General features: G+C 57.1%; 14 protein-coding genes and 1 pseudogene. 7 read left to right on the forward strand and 8 right to left on the reverse strand.

What is annotated here, in order from left to right; translation table 11 throughout:
* Positions 1–382, forward strand: a 382-nt coding sequence (locus AKL28_RS24650; RefSeq protein WP_197091074.1) for a CopD family protein, incomplete at its 5' end; no start/stop codon positions are given.
* Between the two features lie 16 nt (positions 383–398).
* Positions 399–1,340 (forward strand): annotated as a pseudogene (locus tag AKL28_RS21255) (nickel/cobalt efflux transporter); the annotation flags it as partial.
* A 7-nt stretch (positions 1,341–1,347) separates the two neighbouring features.
* Here AKL28_RS21255 and AKL28_RS21260 read toward each other — a convergent pair.
* Genes AKL28_RS21260 through AKL28_RS21275 form a run of 4 tightly spaced genes read right to left on the reverse strand, consistent with a single transcriptional unit; the run spans position 1,348 to position 5,857 of the window.
* Positions 1,348–1,956 (reverse strand): recombinase family protein, encoded by a 609-nt coding sequence (locus AKL28_RS21260; protein ID WP_462491135.1) that lies wholly within the window; start codon positions 1,954–1,956, stop codon positions 1,348–1,350.
* A 60-nt stretch (positions 1,957–2,016) separates the two neighbouring features.
* Positions 2,017–3,231 carry a TniQ family protein gene (locus AKL28_RS21265; protein WP_034303467.1) on the reverse strand — a complete coding sequence of 405 codons (1,215 nt, stop codon included), beginning with the start codon at positions 3,229–3,231 and terminating at the stop codon, positions 2,017–2,019.
* Positions 3,228–4,136: a TniB family NTP-binding protein gene (locus tag AKL28_RS21270; protein WP_034303469.1), complete on the reverse strand. Its 909-nt coding sequence runs from the start codon at positions 4,134–4,136 to the stop codon at positions 3,228–3,230. Before AKL28_RS21270 ends, AKL28_RS21265 begins: the two co-directional genes overlap by 4 nt.
* A gap of 2 nt (positions 4,137–4,138) precedes the next feature.
* Positions 4,139–5,857, reverse strand: coding sequence for a Mu transposase C-terminal domain-containing protein (locus AKL28_RS21275; RefSeq protein WP_034303471.1), 1,719 nt, complete (start codon positions 5,855–5,857; stop codon positions 4,139–4,141).
* Between the two features lie 385 nt (positions 5,858–6,242).
* On the opposite strand from AKL28_RS21275, the gene AKL28_RS21280 reads away from it, so the two are divergent.
* The 5 genes from AKL28_RS21280 to AKL28_RS21300 all read left to right on the forward strand — a co-directional run bounded on the left by AKL28_RS21280 (position 6,243) and on the right by AKL28_RS21300 (position 13,188).
* A complete protein-coding gene (locus AKL28_RS21280) occupies positions 6,243–7,721 on the forward strand; it encodes a SulP family inorganic anion transporter (protein ID WP_174525368.1) in 1,479 nt (492 codons plus the stop codon).
* Positions 7,722–7,735: 14 nt separating this feature from the next.
* On the forward strand, positions 7,736–8,599 hold the full coding sequence (locus AKL28_RS21285; RefSeq protein WP_034303473.1) for a universal stress protein: 864 nt from the start codon (positions 7,736–7,738) through the stop codon (positions 8,597–8,599).
* Positions 8,600–8,680: 81 nt separating this feature from the next.
* Complete coding sequence (locus AKL28_RS21290) at positions 8,681–11,674, forward strand: Tn3 family transposase (RefSeq protein WP_034303475.1); 2,994 nt, start codon at positions 8,681–8,683, stop codon at positions 11,672–11,674.
* 180 nt (positions 11,675–11,854) lie between these two features.
* Positions 11,855–12,046, forward strand: a complete 192-nt coding sequence (locus AKL28_RS21295) for a metal-sensing transcriptional repressor (RefSeq protein ID WP_050470328.1) — start codon at positions 11,855–11,857, stop codon at positions 12,044–12,046.
* Between the two features lie 11 nt (positions 12,047–12,057).
* Positions 12,058–13,188: a nickel/cobalt efflux protein RcnA gene (locus tag AKL28_RS21300; protein WP_034302003.1), complete on the forward strand. Its 1,131-nt coding sequence runs from the start codon at positions 12,058–12,060 to the stop codon at positions 13,186–13,188.
* Between the two features lie 184 nt (positions 13,189–13,372).
* On the opposite strand, the gene AKL28_RS24655 is transcribed toward AKL28_RS21300, so the two are convergent.
* The 4 genes from AKL28_RS24655 to AKL28_RS25135 all read right to left on the reverse strand — a co-directional run.
* On the reverse strand, positions 13,373–15,040 hold the full coding sequence (locus tag AKL28_RS24655; protein WP_155835293.1) for a hypothetical protein: 1,668 nt from the start codon (positions 15,038–15,040) through the stop codon (positions 13,373–13,375).
* 55 nt (positions 15,041–15,095) lie between these two features.
* On the reverse strand, positions 15,096–15,980 hold the full coding sequence (locus tag AKL28_RS21310) for a hypothetical protein (protein ID WP_050470330.1): 885 nt from the start codon (positions 15,978–15,980) through the stop codon (positions 15,096–15,098).
* 102 nt (positions 15,981–16,082) lie between these two features.
* Positions 16,083–16,826, reverse strand: a complete 744-nt coding sequence (locus AKL28_RS21315; RefSeq protein ID WP_155835295.1) for a hypothetical protein — start codon at positions 16,824–16,826, stop codon at positions 16,083–16,085.
* A 174-nt stretch (positions 16,827–17,000) separates the two neighbouring features.
* Positions 17,001–17,243: hypothetical protein (locus AKL28_RS25135; protein ID WP_231602586.1), on the reverse strand; the 243-nt coding region annotated here is incomplete at its 5' end.

The raw sequence follows: 17,243 nt of genomic DNA on the forward strand, positions 1-17,243 counted from the left end.
CGGCAACGCCCCGGCAGATGTTTCTCTACTCAGCCGAACGCTCAACGGCTTTGCGCTGATGGGCACACTCATCGTCGGATCGTTGGTGATCACCGGTGCGCTGAACTACTGGCTGATTGTGGGCCCCACCATTACAGGGCTTTTCTCTTCTCCCTACGGGCAACTATTAATCGCCAAGCTCGGCCTGTTCGGCTTGATGCTGGCTCTGGCTGCCGCGAATCGCTACCGCTTGAGCCCGTTGTTGGAACGAGTCCAAGTTTCGGGAGAACACGCCACGGCGATTGCTGCTCTACGCAGAAGCCTTTTCGTCGAAACCTGTTGCGCGTTCCTGATTCTGGCGTTGGTCGCCTGGCTCGGCACCTTGGGTCCGATGACTGAATAAGTTCAATCCCACGGAGACCCTCTCGCACACGGCCGTGGTGTGGGCTGTTGCGATGGCTGGACTGTATTTCGGCCGCAACTGGAACGCCGAGGCGACCGAGCCTTATTTCCAGGTCGTTTCGGCTGTGCTGATCATCGGCGTCGCGGCCTGGATGATCTGGCGTACATGGCGTGCCCAACGTGCGTGCTTCCACGACCACAGCCATGACCACGATCACCACCACGATGAAGCCAAGCACATCGACACCGGCCATGGCGTAGTGCGTCTGGAAGTGTTTGAAAAGGATGTTCCGCCGCGCTTTCGCCTGTACCGCGAAAGCAAGCATGGCCATGTGTGGGCGGCTGACCAGGTAAAAATCGAGACGGAGCGTCCGGACGGCAGCCGCCAGACCTTCACTTTCGTGCAGCGTGATGGTTTCGTCGAATCAGGGCAGGAGATTCCCGAGCCGCACGAGTTCGTCGCCCGTTTGAAGCTGGGCCATGACCACCACAGTCATGACTACGACGTCGAATTCGTCGAGCACGATGACCATCACCACGCCATCAAGGACTACGAAGGGCTGGATGTATCGGCACCGGGCTACCAAGACCCGCATGAGCTGGCCCACGCCAACGACATTCGCCGCCGTTTTGCCGGCCGCGAAGTGACCACAGGACAAATCATCGTCTTCGGCCTGACGGGTGGGCTGATTCCCTGCCCGGCGTCGATCACCGTGCTGCTACTCTGCTTGCAATTGAAGAAGATCGCGCTGGGTGCGACCCTTGTTCTGTGCTTTAGCATCGGTCTGGCTCTGACGATGGTAGCTTCCGGCGCCCTTGCCGCGCTGAGCGTCAAACACGTGTCCAAGCGCTGGAGTGGTTTCGGCGAATTTGCCCGCAAGGCTCCTTATTTCTCTGGCGGGTTGATTGTTCTGGTTGGGCTGTACGTAGGTTACCAAGGGCTACACGCCTTGGTGTAACACGCTTTCAGTTTGTCAGGCCCTGGAGAGCAGCCTCTCCCCATCCGGGCGCAGCTCGCCTTGCGGCGAGATGTGCCGGTACAGGGTCTGCCGCGTGATGCCGAGTTCCTGACACAGATCGCCGACCTTGGTTTCCGGCTGCCCCATCGCTGCCATCGCCAGGCGCAGCTTGGCTGCGGTGCCCGCCCTTCCTGCCGCGCGCCCGCGCCGACGCCAGCCCCGCGATGGTCCGTTCGGCGATCAGTTCACGCTCGAACTCGGCCAGTGCTGCGAAGATGCCAAAGACCAGCTTGCCGGCGGCGGTCGTGGTGTCGATGGCCGCGCCGTGGCCGGTCAGTACCTTTAACCCGATGCCGCGCCCGGTCAGATCGTGCACGGTGTTGATCAGGTGGCGCAGGTCACGTCCGAGGCGATCCAGCTTCCACACGACCAGCGTGTCGCCGGGCCGTAGCGCCTTCAGGCAACTTACCAGGCCGGGGCGGTCCTCGCGCTTGCCGGACGCCTGGTCTTCATAGAGGTGGGCCGGATCGACGCCGGCAGCAACCAGCGCGTCGCGCTGCAAGTCGGTCGCCTGGGAACCATCCGCCTTCGACACCCGCATGTAGCCAATCAGCATATTGCACCTGTCACATATACGTTCGATTATGTGACAGTGTGCGCCGGAAAGTTTGGGCCGTCAAAATATGTCACTTAACCCGTCATTCTGTCTAAGACATGTAAAGGGTCCGTCAGGCTCGTAATGTGACAGAAATTTCGGAGGGATGCCTTCCTTCGTGAAGGTTGCGCGCAACTGTTCCAGAGAAGCGGGGTCGCGCCGACCATAGGAAGCCAACGCGAACAGCGAGCGTGCCGTCTCGGGGTTGTGCCGCGCTTCAATGATGGCCTCGTCGATGGCCTGGACTGCACGCTGCCAGTGATTGACGGGTTCGGGCTTCGGCGCTTTCGCCGGCAGGGCACTGGTGAACCCGGTTGGGGGCTCGGACCAGAATAGCTTTGCCTGCTCGCCTGGTGGGCTTATATCCCTCACCTCAATCAAGCTGATTGCCGTTGCCGCCGCCTCCAGCATCTGCAACCATACTGCCGGGTTCAGGGTTTCATACGTTCGCCACAGACTTTGCCCAGCACGCAGCGGATGCCCGCAGCCTTCCCAGACTTGGCGGAGATACCCCGCGTAGGTGCCGCACGCCGAAAGCGGGGTATTCAGCTCATCGAGCAGCGTGCGTAGCAGCCGAAACCACAATCCGGCGTGGATGCGTCGGCGCGGCAGCTCCACGTGGCCGGTTGTCAGTGCCTGCCAGGTACGCTGGTCCATCGACGCAATCGCGTCGCTGGCGGTGCGCGGCGGGGTGTCGGCGTTCTCCCAGCCGAGAAACCGCCCAGGCACGCCCCAATAGGATTCCAGCCAGCACCCATGCAGCGGGCAGCTCAGCATCAGGGGCAACTTCCACGCGAGCAGTACGGCTTGGTTTGCCGGATCGTTCAGGCAGAGCGGACAGCCGCGATGTAACGGCTGGCTGGGCAGCCAGGCGCGCCAGCTCGTGATGGATCGCGTCTTACGGCGAAGTCTCGGCAGCAACACCGAGAACTGAAACGCATAGGTTTCCAAGGCATCTGGAATCTGATCATCAAGGCTGTCCAGTAGCCAAGGCACCCAGCCGGCGAGACTCATGCAACGCAGCCGGTCCAGCTCGATGCCGCTCCGCTGGGAGAGCATCGCCAGCAGCGCCAGTGGTGGCGAGTCCAGGTCATCAACCTGGCCGTGGCCAAGATCGTGCTCCAGCAGGTCGGACACCTCCATGTGATAGCAAAGGGCCACGCGGTTGAGCCATGACGACAAGGCTTCGCCTTCCCTGGGAGCCGGATGCAGTGGCCAGCGTGGCGCTGGCTTCACATCAGTTCCCGCTCGAATTGCCGCCGCCGCTCGCTGGGTCCGGTGTAATCGGCCATGCTGAGCGTGCGATGGTTGATCGCTTCCTCGCCGCTCTCCACGGCGACGATGGCCGCCGCCATCAGCAAGTGCGCCAGTTCTCCTATGGTGCCCTCGCTGCGTGTGAGCAGGTAGCGGGCCATGTCCAGCGTGGCAATCGACGAATGGCGCCGCAGTGGAAGCGAAGCGGCGAAGCTGGCCAGCAGTGAGCAGCAATCGTCGTTGGCCTCCCAAACCGGCAGCATCATCGGCTCGAAGCGGTTTTCCAACTGGTCATCCGAGCGGATGGCCAGGTAGGCGTCGCGCGTGCCGACCCCGACCAGCGGGATGCGCAGTTCATTGCCGAGGAAGCGCAGGAGATTGAGGAATTCCCGGCGGTTGACGCTGTTACCGGCCAGGACGTTGTGCAACTCGTCGATCACCAGTATGCGCACGCCGACCTTGCGCAGCAGTGCAAGCGCCAGTTGCTCCATTTCCGGCAGCCGTGGACGCGGTCGCAATGGCGCACCCATCGCCGCGAGCAGCGCGACGTAGAAGCGGATCACCGACGGCTCGGACGGCATCTGCACGACCAACACCGGGATGTGCTCCTGGTCGGAGTCGGAGCTGGCCGGGTGAGTGCGGCGGAACTTCTCGACGATCATCGACTTGCCATTGTTGGTCGGGCCGACCAGCAGCAGGTTGGGCATGCGTTGCTTGTTTGGCCACGCATACAGGGCTTCCAACCGGTTCAGCGCCTCGACTGCTCGCGGATAGCCGATCCAGCGGTCGGCGCGAAGGCGATGGATGCGCTCGTCGGCCGGGAGACGAGCCAAGCCTTGGGCCGCCGGCAGTAGGTGGGACAGGTCGATGATGGGATATTCTTCCACGGCTACCACTCCTCAATCTGGTCGAACGGTTTGGCAGGTGGCTGGTTGTCTGCCTGCGGGTCAGCCATGTCCGCGTCCGGCGGTGGTGTGGTTTTGACAGGCGGTGCCGTTGCCTTGAGGTGCTGGCGTCGATCCGCGTCGCGCCGCGCCTTGCGCGTAGCCTTCTGCGCGGTGGTCACGATTTCGCGCATCTGACCGATCATGCGGAACAGCGCCGACTCATCCACCTGTTCACGCCCTTGCTGCCGCAATTTCGCTAGCGCCTGTCGTTGTTCCCAGAGGGTGACAGCCGGGTGCGACAAGGTACGGTAGGGAATTTCCAGGTAGTGCAGACCCTCTGGTTCCAGCGCCCAAATGCGGCTGATGTCGCGCGGGTCGCGCCGGATCAGGAACGCGGGCAAGCGGTCACGCCGAGCAATCCACGGCTTGAGCGCATCGGCGTAGTAGTGGATGTGGTCGATGACGAAGCCGGTGCGGGTCAGCGTGCGGCGGATGATGGGCAGAAAATCGACCAGAAAAGCCGTGGCGCGAGTGATGACGGTTGGCACGCCGGTCCGTGCGATAGCTTCGGCCCAGCGCGCGGCCGGCGGTTGGAGCAGGCCGTTGTGCACGGAGCCGTGATAGGTGCCGACCGCCAATGTGAGCCAACGCTCCAGCTCGCGCAGTGTCAGGGCGGCCATTTTTTCGGAGGCGTATTCCCCACGCTGGTCTGGGTTGGAGAAGGTCGTCCCTGGCAATTCGTCGTGGATCATCTGCATCGCCGTGCCGATGATCCGTTCCACGATGCCGCCGTAGTGCGGCTGCCCGAGCGGGCGATAGTCCAACCGAATGCCATGCTGCTCGCAGCCACGGCGCAGCGCCTCGCTCTTGAACTCGGCCGCGTTGTCCAGGTAAAGCAGCCTGGGCTTGCCGCTCATCGACCAGCCCATCTCTACGTCCAACGCTTCCAACCAAGGGCGCTTGTCGCAGCCGGCATGCACAAGACACAGGCCGACCGAGACGGCGGATGGTGCTTCCAACGTGACAACCATGCCAACCACGCAGCGGGTGAATACGTCGATGGCGAGGGTCAGGTACGGACGGCCAATCGGTTGCCGGTCGCGCTCGTCTACCACGATCAGGTCGATGACTGTGTGGTCGATCTGTACCTGCTCCAGCGGCGCAGAGACTGGCGGCGGAACGCCGCCGGCACCTTGCAGGGTGCGGGACGCATCCTGGCCTTCCCGAAGGCGAGTGGTCTTGAGTGGGTCAAGGCTCGCGATCCGCAACGCCACCGTGTTGCGCGCCGGCACCCGCAGCTTTTGCAGCTTGCACGCCCGCGCAACTTCGCGGTGGAACGCCGCCAGGCTGCGCTTTTGCTTGGTCAGGAAGCGCTTTTGCAGCAGCTCACGGATGATGCGCTCGACCGACTCCGGCAAGCGACCTTTACCTTTGCCACCGCTTGACTGTCCAAGAGCCAAGTCAGTGACCAGCCCAGAACCTTGCCGGGCACGGCGGATCAGGACGTAGACCTGCCGCTGGGACAGACCCAGTGCCTGGGCTGCCGCACCGGCCGCTTCATGCCCGACCGTCTCCGACTGCGCCAACGGCCCAATGATCTCTGCGCGACGACGCGCACGCTCCCATGCCTGATCTGGAAGGGTGGCTACGCCGTGTTCGGCAATCGGTACGGTATCGGTCGCCATGCTCACCTCGCTTTGGTGCACACGAGTATTGAGCATAGACGAGTTTCGTGCAGATGAGTTCTGATATTGAGCAATCAGGAGTCGTATGCACAACAGGCTTCATGCCTCGTTGATTGGTGCAGTCGTCTTCTGAAAATGACACAGGTTAGGGTATAGCCCAAATTGACATGGCGTCTGCCGGTAAGCTAAAATGAGTTTCCCAAAGGCTAAGCCTTTAATCAATCGGAATTTCCACCCGTGTAAGCCTCCTTCCTCGCTGCGATCTCAGTATTACCTCCACCTGTCGCACGAGGCTGCACGTCCGATTCATTGCGTCTTTCCGTTCCTGGATTTCCTGGTTCCCTCTCATTTCCGCTGGCCGGAAAGACGTGTTCACGTTCGCCCCTTGCCCCTGTGGCAGGCACAATCAATGGAATCAAGAATGATGAAATCCTTACGCCAGGACTGGCTTTCCAATGTCCGAAACGATCTTTTAGCGGGCATGGTTGTCGCGCTAGCGCTTATCCCTGAAGCAATTGCCTTTTCGATTATCGCCGGGGTCGATCCCAAAGTGGGCTTGTATGCTTCGTTCAGTATCGCTGCAATTATCGCGTTTGCAGGCGGCCGCCCAGGTATGATTTCCGCCGCCACCGGTGCAATGGCTCTGGTCATGGTCACGCTGGTCAAGGACCATGGCTTGCAATATCTGCTGGCCGCCACGATCCTGACGGGAATTCTGCAAATCCTTGCTGGCTGGCTTAGACTCGGCGCGCTGATGCGCTTCGTCTCGCGGTCCGTCATCACAGGTTTTGTCAACGCGCTGGCGATTCTGATCTTCATGGCGCAGCTGCCCGAGCTGACCAACGTGAGCTGGCACGTATACGCGATGACGGCGGCAGGTCTGGCTATCATTTACCTGTTTCCATACATCACCAAGGCTGTTCCCTCCCCGCTGGTCGCTATCGTGGTATTGACCGCCGTGGCGATCCTCGCCGGTATCGATATCCGCACTGTGGGCGACATGGGCAAGCTACCTGACAGCTTGCCGGTGTTCCTGTTACCTGATCTGCCGTTGAACCTGGAGACGCTTTCAATCATCTTCCCGGTATCGGCTACGCTTGCCGTCGTCGGACTGCTTGAGTCCATGATGACCGCTTCGATTGTGGATGACCTGACCGACTCCAATAGCAATAAGAACCGTGAGTGCGTGGGCCAAGGCATCGCCAATATCGCCACGGGCTTCCTCGGGGGCATGGCCGGTTGCGCCATGATTGGTCAGTCAGTAATCAATGTAAAGTCCGGAGGACGCGGAAGGCTTTCTACCCTTGCAGCCGGCGTATTCCTATTGCTGATGGTGGTGTTCATCGGCGATTGGGTTGCGCGGATTCCGATGGCGGCCCTGGTCGCTGTAATGATCATGGTATCCATCGGAACCTTTAACTGGGCCTCGATCCGCAACTTGCGCGATCATCCAAAAAGTTCCAGCCTAGTCATGGTGGCCACGGTTGTCGTCGTCGTCATGACGCACGACTTGGCCAAGGGCGTGCTGGTAGGGGTGCTCCTGTCTGGCTTTTTCTTCGCCAATAAAGTGGGACAGATCCTGCGCGTGAGTTCAATGTCCGAAGACGAGGGCCGTGTGCGTACCTATCAAGTAGCCGGCCAGGTCTTTTTTGCTTCGGCGGATCGGTTCGTTAATGCCTTCGACTACAAGGAAGTCATCGACCGAGTTCGTATCGATGTCAGCCGCGCCCACTTCTGGGACATTACGGCGGTTAGCGCCTTAGACAAGGTAGTCGTCAAATTCCGCCGCGATGGGACGGAGGTCGAGGTCATCGGGCTCAATGAGGCCAGCACCACGCTGGTGGACAAGTTTGCCGTGCATGACAAAGACGGCGCCGAAGACATGCTGATGGGTCATTAAACGGAGACATGACTATGAACAACGAGAACAAAGTGCTGGCATGTGTGGACCAATCGCACTTCGCCGAATATGTCGCCGACTACGCAGCTTGGGCCTCCCTCCGAATGAGCGCACCGCTGGAATTCCTGCATGTTATCGACCACCATCCAGAGATCGGATCGGGAAAGGATCATAGCGGTGCTATCGGGATTGACGCGCATGAGACGCTGCTGAAACAGCTTTCCGCCGAGGACGAAGCACGCACCACAGCCGCGCGGGAACAAGGCAGGGTCTTCTTGAACCGATTGCGCGAGCGTGCCCGTGCCGCCGGTGCCTGGTCCGTGGATGTGCGTCAGCGCCATGGCGAACTGGAAGAAACCATCGCGGAACAGGGAAGCGGTGTCCGCCTCGTCGTCTTGGGGCGTCGTGGCGAGACTGCCGACTCGACCGAACGCAAGCTGGGACGCAATGTTGAACGGGTGGTGCGTGCACTGCACCAGCCCGTCCTCACTGTGACGGCGAATTTCAAGGAACCGCAGCGCGTGATGATCGCTTTCGACGGTGGCATCGTCACCCGCCGCGGCGTGGAGATGGTGGCGACCAGCCCACTTTTCCGTGGCATCCCAATATATTTGCTGATGTCTGGTAAGGAAAGTCGGGACGCAGCAAAGCAGCTTGAATGGGCCAAAATGACGTTGGAGTCAGCAGGCTTTGAAGTGGTCGCTTCGCTCGCTTTCGGCGATGTGGATGCCATCATTGCCAAGACTGTGATTGACCAGTCCATCGACCTGCTTATCATGGGCGCATATAGCCATTCTCCGCTGCGCAGTCTGCTTTTTGGCAGCAAGACCAGCGATATCCTACACGCCGCCACCGTGCCGACACTGCTGCTCGGATAGCGTCAAAACATCGGCTCTACAAGGTCGATTAGTCCTTGTAGAGCCCCGCGAAATGACCGCCCGAACTCAGTAGGAGAACTCATGCCAGTCAGCTTTCTCTCGAATGACCAGCGCGAAAACTACGGCCGCTACGCCGGCCCACCGTCCCCTCACGACCTTGCCCGGTATTTTCACTTGGACGACACCGACCATGCGCTAATCGCGCAGAAGCGCGGCGCGCACAATCGGCTCGGCTTTGCCGTCCAACTCGGGACGGTGCGCTACTTGGGCACGTTCCTGGAAGACCCGCTGGCCGTGCCCCAGCCCGTGCTGCGGACGCTGGCCAAGCAACTGCGCATCGAGGCGTTGGACAAGGCGAGTGCCTACAGTGTTGGCGAGCAGCGCTGGCAGCATGCAACCGAGATTCGCGCGTCTTATGGATATGTCGATTTCACGGAACCCCTGATCGCCTTCCGCCTGACCCGGTGGCTGTACGCCCTTTGCTGGACCGGCACCGACCGGCCAAGCGTGCTGTTTGAGCGGGCCACGACATGGCTGGTGACGCACAAGGTGCTGCTGCCCGGTTGCACGACGCTCGAACGGTACGTTGCGCGCTTGCGCATCCGCGTCGAGGAGCGCCTTTGGCGCTCGCTTGCCAATGGGATCAGCCTGGACCAGCAAACCCGTCTGGAAGGCCTCCTGGTCTCTTCTGGCGGTACGCGAAATTCGCCGCTGGATCGCCTGCGTACCGGCCCGGTAGTGGCCAGCAGCCGGTCGATGAGCCTGGCGCTGATGCGGCTGCAAGCCGTCCGTGAGCTTGGCATCCGGTTGCCGGCCGCCACGCGCATCCCGGCCACGCGGGTCGCGGCCTTGGCCCGCTTCGCCGGAGCCGCCAAGGCCAGCGCGATTCTGCGCCTGCCGGCGCTGCGCCGCTTGGCAACGCTGGTCGCGTTCGTGCACTGCCTCGAAGCATCGGCACAGGACGACGCCCTGGAGGTCCTTGAGGTCATCTTGCGGGAGCTTTTCGGTGACGCTGTGAAAGCCGACAGAAAATCGCGCCTCCGATCGCTCAAAGACCTTGACGAAGCGGCGGCCACCCTCGCCAGCGCCTGCCAGTTGCTGCTGGACGAAACTGTGCCGGATGCCGAGCTGCGCAAACAGTTGTTCGCGCGGATTTCGCCGGACGCGCTCGCGCTGGCCATGGCCGGCGTCAACAAGCTGATTCGGCCGACCGACAACGTGTACTACCAGGAGCTGGATGCCAAGTACAAGACCGTGCGCCGCTTCCTGCCTGCGCTGGCCGAACACGTTCAGTTTGGCGCGAATGCCGCAGGAGAGCCGTTCATCGCTGCATTCGCCTGGCTTCGCGCCAACATGACGGTGAAGCGTCCGGGCAACGATGCGCCGCGCGACATCATCACCAAGCCGTGGCAACGCCATGTGCTGCGCGAGGATGATGCCATCGACTTCCACGCTTATACTTTCTGCGTTTTGTCAGAATTGCGTATCGCGCTGCGCCGACGCGATGTGTTCGTGGCCCCGAGCTGGCGGTACGCCGACCCGCGCGCCGGCCTGCTCGATAGCGCTGAATGGGAATCGACGCGCCCGATCATTTGCCGCACGCTCGGCCTGTCGGCGGTGCCGGGGCCGACCTTGACCGCGCTGGCCGATGAACTGGACCGAACCTACCAGGCGGTCGCCGCCAGGTTGCCCGAGAATCCGGCCGTGCGCTTCGATAAGGTGGGCGACAAACAAGAACTGGTGCTCAGCCCGTTGGACAAAATGGATGAGCCGGCGTCGCTGATCGCGCTACGCGCCAAGGTCATGGGCATGCTGCCACGCGTCGACCTGCCGGAACTGATCCTGGAGATTGCCGCACGCACCCGCTTCACGGACGCCTTCACCCATATATCGGAGCGTACCGCGCGAGCTTCCGATCTACATGTGAGCATTTGCGCGGTGCTGATGGCCGAAGCCTGCAACACTGGTCCAGAGCCACTGATTCGCGGCGACGTGCCGGCGCTTAAGCGCGACAGGCTATCCTGGGTGGACCAGAACTACCTGCGCGACGACACTATCACCGCAGCGAATACACTGCTGGTCGCCGCACAGAGCCGTTCCGCGCTTGCCAGCTTGTGGGGTGGCGGCGAGGTCGCCTCGGCCGACGGCATGCGGTTCGTGGTGCCGGTGCGATCAGTGCATTCCGGGCCGAACCCGAAATACTTCGGCGTCGGGCGCGGCGTTACCTGGTACAACCTGATATCGAACCAGTTTTCAGGACTGAACGACATCACGGTGCCGGGCACGCTGCGCGACAGCCTGGTACTGCTGGCCGTGGTCCTGGAACAGCAGACTGACCTTCAGCCGACCCAGATCATGACGGACACGGGGGCCTACAGCGATGTGGTTTTCGGCCTGTTCCGCTTGCTTGGGTACCGATTCAGCCCGCGCCTGGCTGATGTCGGCGGTACCCGCTTCTGGCGAATCGACCCGAAGGCCGACTACTGCCTGCTCAATTCTGTATCCGGACACAATATCAGCCTGCAAAAGATCGAACCGCATTGGGATGACATGCTGCGCTTGGCCGGCTCGCTCAAGCTCGGCCGGGTACCGGCCGCTGGCATCATGCGCACGCTCCAGGTCGGCGAACGCCCGACCAGGCTGGCCCAGGCCATCGCTGAGTTCGGCCGGATCGACAAGACGCTGCACACGCTGACCTACATCGATGACGAAGCCAAGCGCCGGGGCACGCTGACCCAGCTCAACCGTGGCGAGGGGCGGCACAGCGTCGCTCGCGCAGTTTTCCATGGCAAGCGCGGCGAGCTGCGGCAGCACTATCGCGAAGGACAGGAAGATCAGCTCGGTGCGCTCGGCCTTGTGCTCAACATGATCGTGCTGTGGAACACGAGTTACATGGAAGCGGCGCTGAACCAGTTGCGCGTGGACGGCTTCGCGGTCAGGGATGAGGACGTAGCCAGGCTGTCGCCGTTGCTGCACGAGCATATCAACATGTTGGGACGGTACTCGTTCTCGGTACCGGATGCAGTGGCCAAGGGCGAGCTGCGTCCGTTGCGCAACCCAGCGAGCGATGAGTAGATACGTCAGTCAGGATATGGCCAGAAATAGCACATAGGCTCAACAGGACAGGCACCCGCGTCGCGCGTGCCTGTTGGTTCAAGAAGCCTGAACCAGGCTTACCGCCCGATTTTCTCCGTTTTCCATAACCGCCCCTGATCTCCTTAACCGGGTTTTCCGTTCCACTGCACCTCAAACCCCATGCTTGAGACAGAGCGTAGTTGCCTGGAAATCGCCCAGCAACTGCAGGCGGTCGAAAGCGCCGTTGGCAATGCCAAGAAAGCGCTCGTTCACGATCACATCGAACATTGCCTCGAACACGCTATCGGCGACAACACCAAGGATTCCGCTGAAGCCATCCGCGAATTCAAAGAAATCACCAAGTATTTGTAAGGAACACTGGCATGACTGATTTTTCTACCCTCCTGCAACAAGGAGCGGGTAACGCTTGGCTTTTCATTCCGAGCGCCATTTTGCTCGGCGCCTTACACGGGCTTGAACCAGGGCATTCCAAGACTATGATGGCCGCTTTCATCGTGGCTATTCGCGGCACTGTCGGGCAGGCGGTGATGCTTGGACTTGCCGCGACCATCTCACACACAGCGGTAGTCTGGCTTGTTGCAATCATAGGTATGTACTTCGGTAGCCAATGGGATGCGGAGACCACCGAGCCATATTTTCAGCTTGCGTCGAGCGTTTTGATTATCGGTATTGCGCTGTGGATGGCCTGGCGCACTTGGCGTCAATCTTTGGCGCAAACATCCCACGATCATGCGCTGCACACGCAGGGTCATGAAGAAACCAAATGGGTGGATACGGGGCATGGCACTGTCCGTGTGGAAATATTCGAGACAGGTGTACCACCGCGCTTCCGATTTTATGACGAAGGAAACCAAGGACAAAGTTGGCAAGCCGGTGACGTTCTCATACAGACGATGCGTGGTGATGGCTCGACGCAGCAATTCGCTTTTGTACAGCGAGATGGCTTCCTGGAGTCAATCGACGACATCCCTGAGCCGCATGCCTTCACTGCTCGCCTTTCCCTTATTCATGGTGAGCATGGCCATCACTATGACCTAGTGTATGAGGAGGATGAGCATCATCATGGCCACGAACACGCCTCTGCGACAAACGGACTGGATGTCAGCAGTCCGGACTATCAGGACCCACACGAGTTGGCACATGCCAACGACATCAAGCAACGCTTCCAGAATCGCGAGGTCACAAATAGCCAGATTGTGATATTCGGCATCACCGGAGGCCTGATTCCGTGTCCCGCCGCCATTACGGTACTGCTACTCTGCTTGCAGCTCAAGAAGGTGGCGTTGGGCGCCACCCTGGTGCTTTGTTTCAGCATCGGCCTGGCGTTAACGATGGTTTTCTCAGGCGTTATTGCTGCCATTAGTGTGCGCCATGCTTCAAAACGCTGGTCTGGTTTCGGTGAGTTCGCTCGTAAAGCCCCTTACTTCTCTAGCGGCCTCATCGTCCTGGTTGGTCTTTACGTTGGCTACCACGGCTGGATTGCTTTGTTATAGTTGTGTCGCAGGTGCGTTTTCGTGTGACCTATCACCGACTACGAGCGCCACCGTCCGTTGAAGTAAAAGTGCCCGATTATCTGAAGCGAATTTGCCAATCGCCGCCGCATATGAAGCAAAAGTGCCGCAATCCCGTCGCTCCAGAACGGACGGCTAATAAAGGCGGTAAGTTGGCCTTGGCTGTCTAAATTGGCTCAAACAAAAATACGTGATGAAGTTCAAGGTGATCTTCGCCATTTTCAAAATATAAGGTTCCAATCGTACGGACTTTTCTATTTGCCAACTGGAATATGGAATTCGGATCTTGTGATGAATTGGAAGGCTTTTCAACAAATAGCTGCTTATAGTAAAGATCCGTATGATATTCAGAGAACGTTGGCTCACCGTTAGGATTCAAATGAAAACAGCAAAAAGTCCGCTTTTTTGTTTGCTGTTTGATTGTGTTGAGAGTGCCTTTAGATACGGTAATGAATTCCGCCGATTTATTTACGCGCGACAAATGCATGCCATTGATATCGGAACTTAAGACCATCCGATTCCATGTGTGAGAAATGCACTCGATGAAATCGGCCGAGGTCAAGTCAAAATCTAGGAATGCAAAATAGGTCAGGAGAAGCGACAGCTTCTCGGTGAGTCTAGGAATAACTGATGCTGACGCGCTACCAAAAGTTATCGTTTTCCCGTGAGCAACATCATCTCTAAAGTTCTTCAAAGTTACAAAATCAGAGTGCGTCAAATTGATAATCTTCAGAACGTCTTGATCAACATTTGAAACCACGTGTTGATACTTATCGACGAAGGAATGATCTATCGAACCAAAGATCTTAGTTGCTAGCTCAACGATATCAGCACTTTGTTCTGTATTCAAATTCGATACGGTTGATAGCTCCCTGCTGAAGTGATTAATTCTATTCGTAGCTGACTTGCTGTTTTTCTTGGGCAGTGATTTTGTCTTGAAATCTACGTAGGAGTCGAGAAGGAAAACATAGGCGGCAACTTTGTATTCCCAGAAATCCTGATATCGCTTCATTGAAGACAGTCTGATCCAATTGGGATCGCGCAATTCTGAATTAAAGAATGCTTGCGCGATGACTTGCCATTTTGCATCCTCATCTAAGATTCTTCGCTTTAGCAGATATCGCATTCCATTTTTGGCATCTCGTTCATCTTCTTCCACTTTTTCATAGTGAGGAAAATAAATAGAGTGCCATTTCCCGTTCTTATCTTTGGCGCGAACAGTGAGTACCGACACCGGTAGTGCCAATAGAATGGAGAACAGCGTGCAAAGACTAGTAACGAGGGAACGGATGTCGATCACTCCGAGATGAGAGTGAGAGTTTTCGACCAAAACAACCGCTGTATTGAGAATTTCGCTTCTCTCAGCTGTTGCTGTTAGATCAGTATGTGGATCAATTGCGAGGCAAAAATTTCCCAATGGAGATGTTACGTTTGCAGAGATTCTTGAAGGTCGGTTCTTCCATTGAACGGAAGTCCCGACGTCACCAATGATTCGTTCCCATTGAAAAAACCATTGAGTGATGTGGGTCATTTCGATTTCGATGGAATCGAAAGCATTAAATGCTTCGCCAGCAAGAATGTATTCTGCATAAACGTCGCCGAAATGCAGCTCACAATTAAACAGCGTATAGGATCTGCCTTCAAGTGAAGTTGCTACCAATCTTTCATAAGATTTTTCCGTATCAAATTTCGCAATTGTTCCCCCTCGAAATCTGAGTGAAATTGCTTTTCGTGGGCCAAAGGCCAACGTCGCATTTCCAACCTTTCCCAATTCATCATGAAAGACATCAACGGGGAAAGAATGGTCATCATTAAAAGAAATATTGTTCGTCATAGCACTTGCATGGCCTAAGCTATAAAGGTTTTTTAGATTCGAGTTATGTGAACCTCTACCGACGTGCCACGCCCCCATAAAGCGTATCAACGACCGTCTTCAGTATCTTGACCAAGCTCCGCACGTCGGCTTCCTCGATCGGTACTTTGCGCCCGACCGGAAGTCTACTATCCGTCTTGCGGACGAACTCCTCGTCAACAATGCCCATCTTGTGTGCTAATAAGTGACGCTTTTGAAATTGCTCGCATACAAAATCCCATTCGTCCTGGGCTACTCCAGCCCCAATATCGAAGCCTTCCTCCTTTTGGAGCTTGGTGCGCGCGGCATCGATGTTCTGAAATGACAGTTTGTAGGCCAACCCGGCACAGTGCTCTCGTCCAAAGCCGTCGAATGCCGATACCACGTCTTCCAGCGCATTTTCAACGAGTTTGGCTTGCACGTTCGCCTCGGCGCCGGCGGCCAGATCCAGCAATTTCAAAGACAGATCAAAATTCGCACAGGCGATTTGCTGCGAATTGTGAACACCGCAGTCGGGACAATAGCCAAACGCACCGTAAATTGTGTATTGCAGCGTGCAGGCAGCGCACGTCACGCGCTCTTCCAGCTCACGCTCGGAATAACGCGCAATCGGAGTGGGCTCACCCTTGACGGTGATGCCGATGGAAATGAAGGCGTTTCTGTCGGGGCGACGCTCCATTTTCTTCATTTCGCCCAGCAAATGGCGGCTGACCTCGTGAAGCGCCACTGATTGCGCATACTCGATCTGCGCCTTCGTCCAGAAGGTGTCGTGACCGTCAACGTGATTGCAGTAGGGACAGTGACAGCCAGGAACGTCCGGTATGCCGGTGCCGCCCTTGATCTTGAAGTATTTCTCGCATTCGGGGCATTCCCGTCCCAGATAACCTTCGTCATCCGGCTCGATCGGTACTGAAAACTCCATTACGTCCCTTTCGCTGATAGCTTCTTGTATGGTTTCTTACGAAGGTGCCATTGTCGACGCTATTGGCATAAATATTTTCTCTGATGAGCCATCGGGCGGCGTTTAATCTTTCAGCTTCTTAAGTACGTCATCTTGAGCAGCCTGTTTGGCTTGGGCATCACTAATTTTTTGTTTGATACTCTGAATCGCAGAGTCTCGTTCTTTTCTGGAGATTTGCTTGATATCTACATTTTTTCCATCTCGATCAATGTGGATCTGGATTAGTTGATCCTCTTTGAAATAATAACGATGCAATTTCGAATCTCTCGTCAACCATCCGGTAGTTAGCAATTTATATTTCAGATACTCAGTTCCCTCGTCATCCTTGCGACATTCGATAGGTTTATCCCACACATCAAGTTTCTTTTTCGCTACACATCGCTCTTCGTACTGCGTCTCTGGCAGAAGAAATGAGATGCTTTCATAGCTTAATTTTTCCGGCACTCTTTGATCTTGAGGTAACTCGGTTTTATAGGTGCCGTCATCCAGAAAATAGTCCTTATACTCAAGACTCAACGACGCGTTCAAAGTCTTCACGCCCAGCAAGGTAGTCTTGTCTGTTCGAGCACATTCAAAGTGACCGTAGCCTGATTTACAATCCTTGAAACCCATTTTCTTTGCCTCTTCAATACGCCCCGGCAATTTATAGCCATCGAAATCGATCACGTTAAATCGACGTACTGGCTCAGCTTTTCCCCCGCATGCGGCAATGAGCAAAGGACACGCCGCAATCAATGCGTAGAGATAGATTTTTCCCATCATATTCTTAGAGATATAAATTAAAAATTGCTGCCATGTGAAAGCCACAAGACACCCCCATCGCCGTACGATTGATGCCTACATTTTGTTGTAGGTCTGTTCAGGCGGAAAAGATTTTAGTATTTTTACGTCATTCTGATGGGAATGTTTGGCGACCATCTCAATGGTCGCAAACAATCAAACTTCATGAGAGACGTTCGCATGAATCATGCCTTGCTCTGCTTATGCTGGAATACCCTTTATTTCCCTAGCGATAAGCAGCCTGCCATGGCGTTGTAGCATTTTGCAGACAGTGTTGGTGTCACCTAGCCCATTTGCCATCAAGATGAGATTGCTTGCAGCGTCCGTGACCTTCGCGCTACCGTTGAAAAAGACTAACAGCGAGGAGTTTTTAATGGATGCCATTAGTGCCAAGTGTGGCCATTTGAAGCGTAGACTAAAGAGAAACGAACGACTAACTGTAGT

The sequence above is a fragment of the Herbaspirillum chlorophenolicum genome (genome assembly GCF_001189955.1).
GTDB lineage: Bacteria > Pseudomonadota > Gammaproteobacteria > Burkholderiales > Burkholderiaceae_D > Herbaspirillum > Herbaspirillum chlorophenolicum.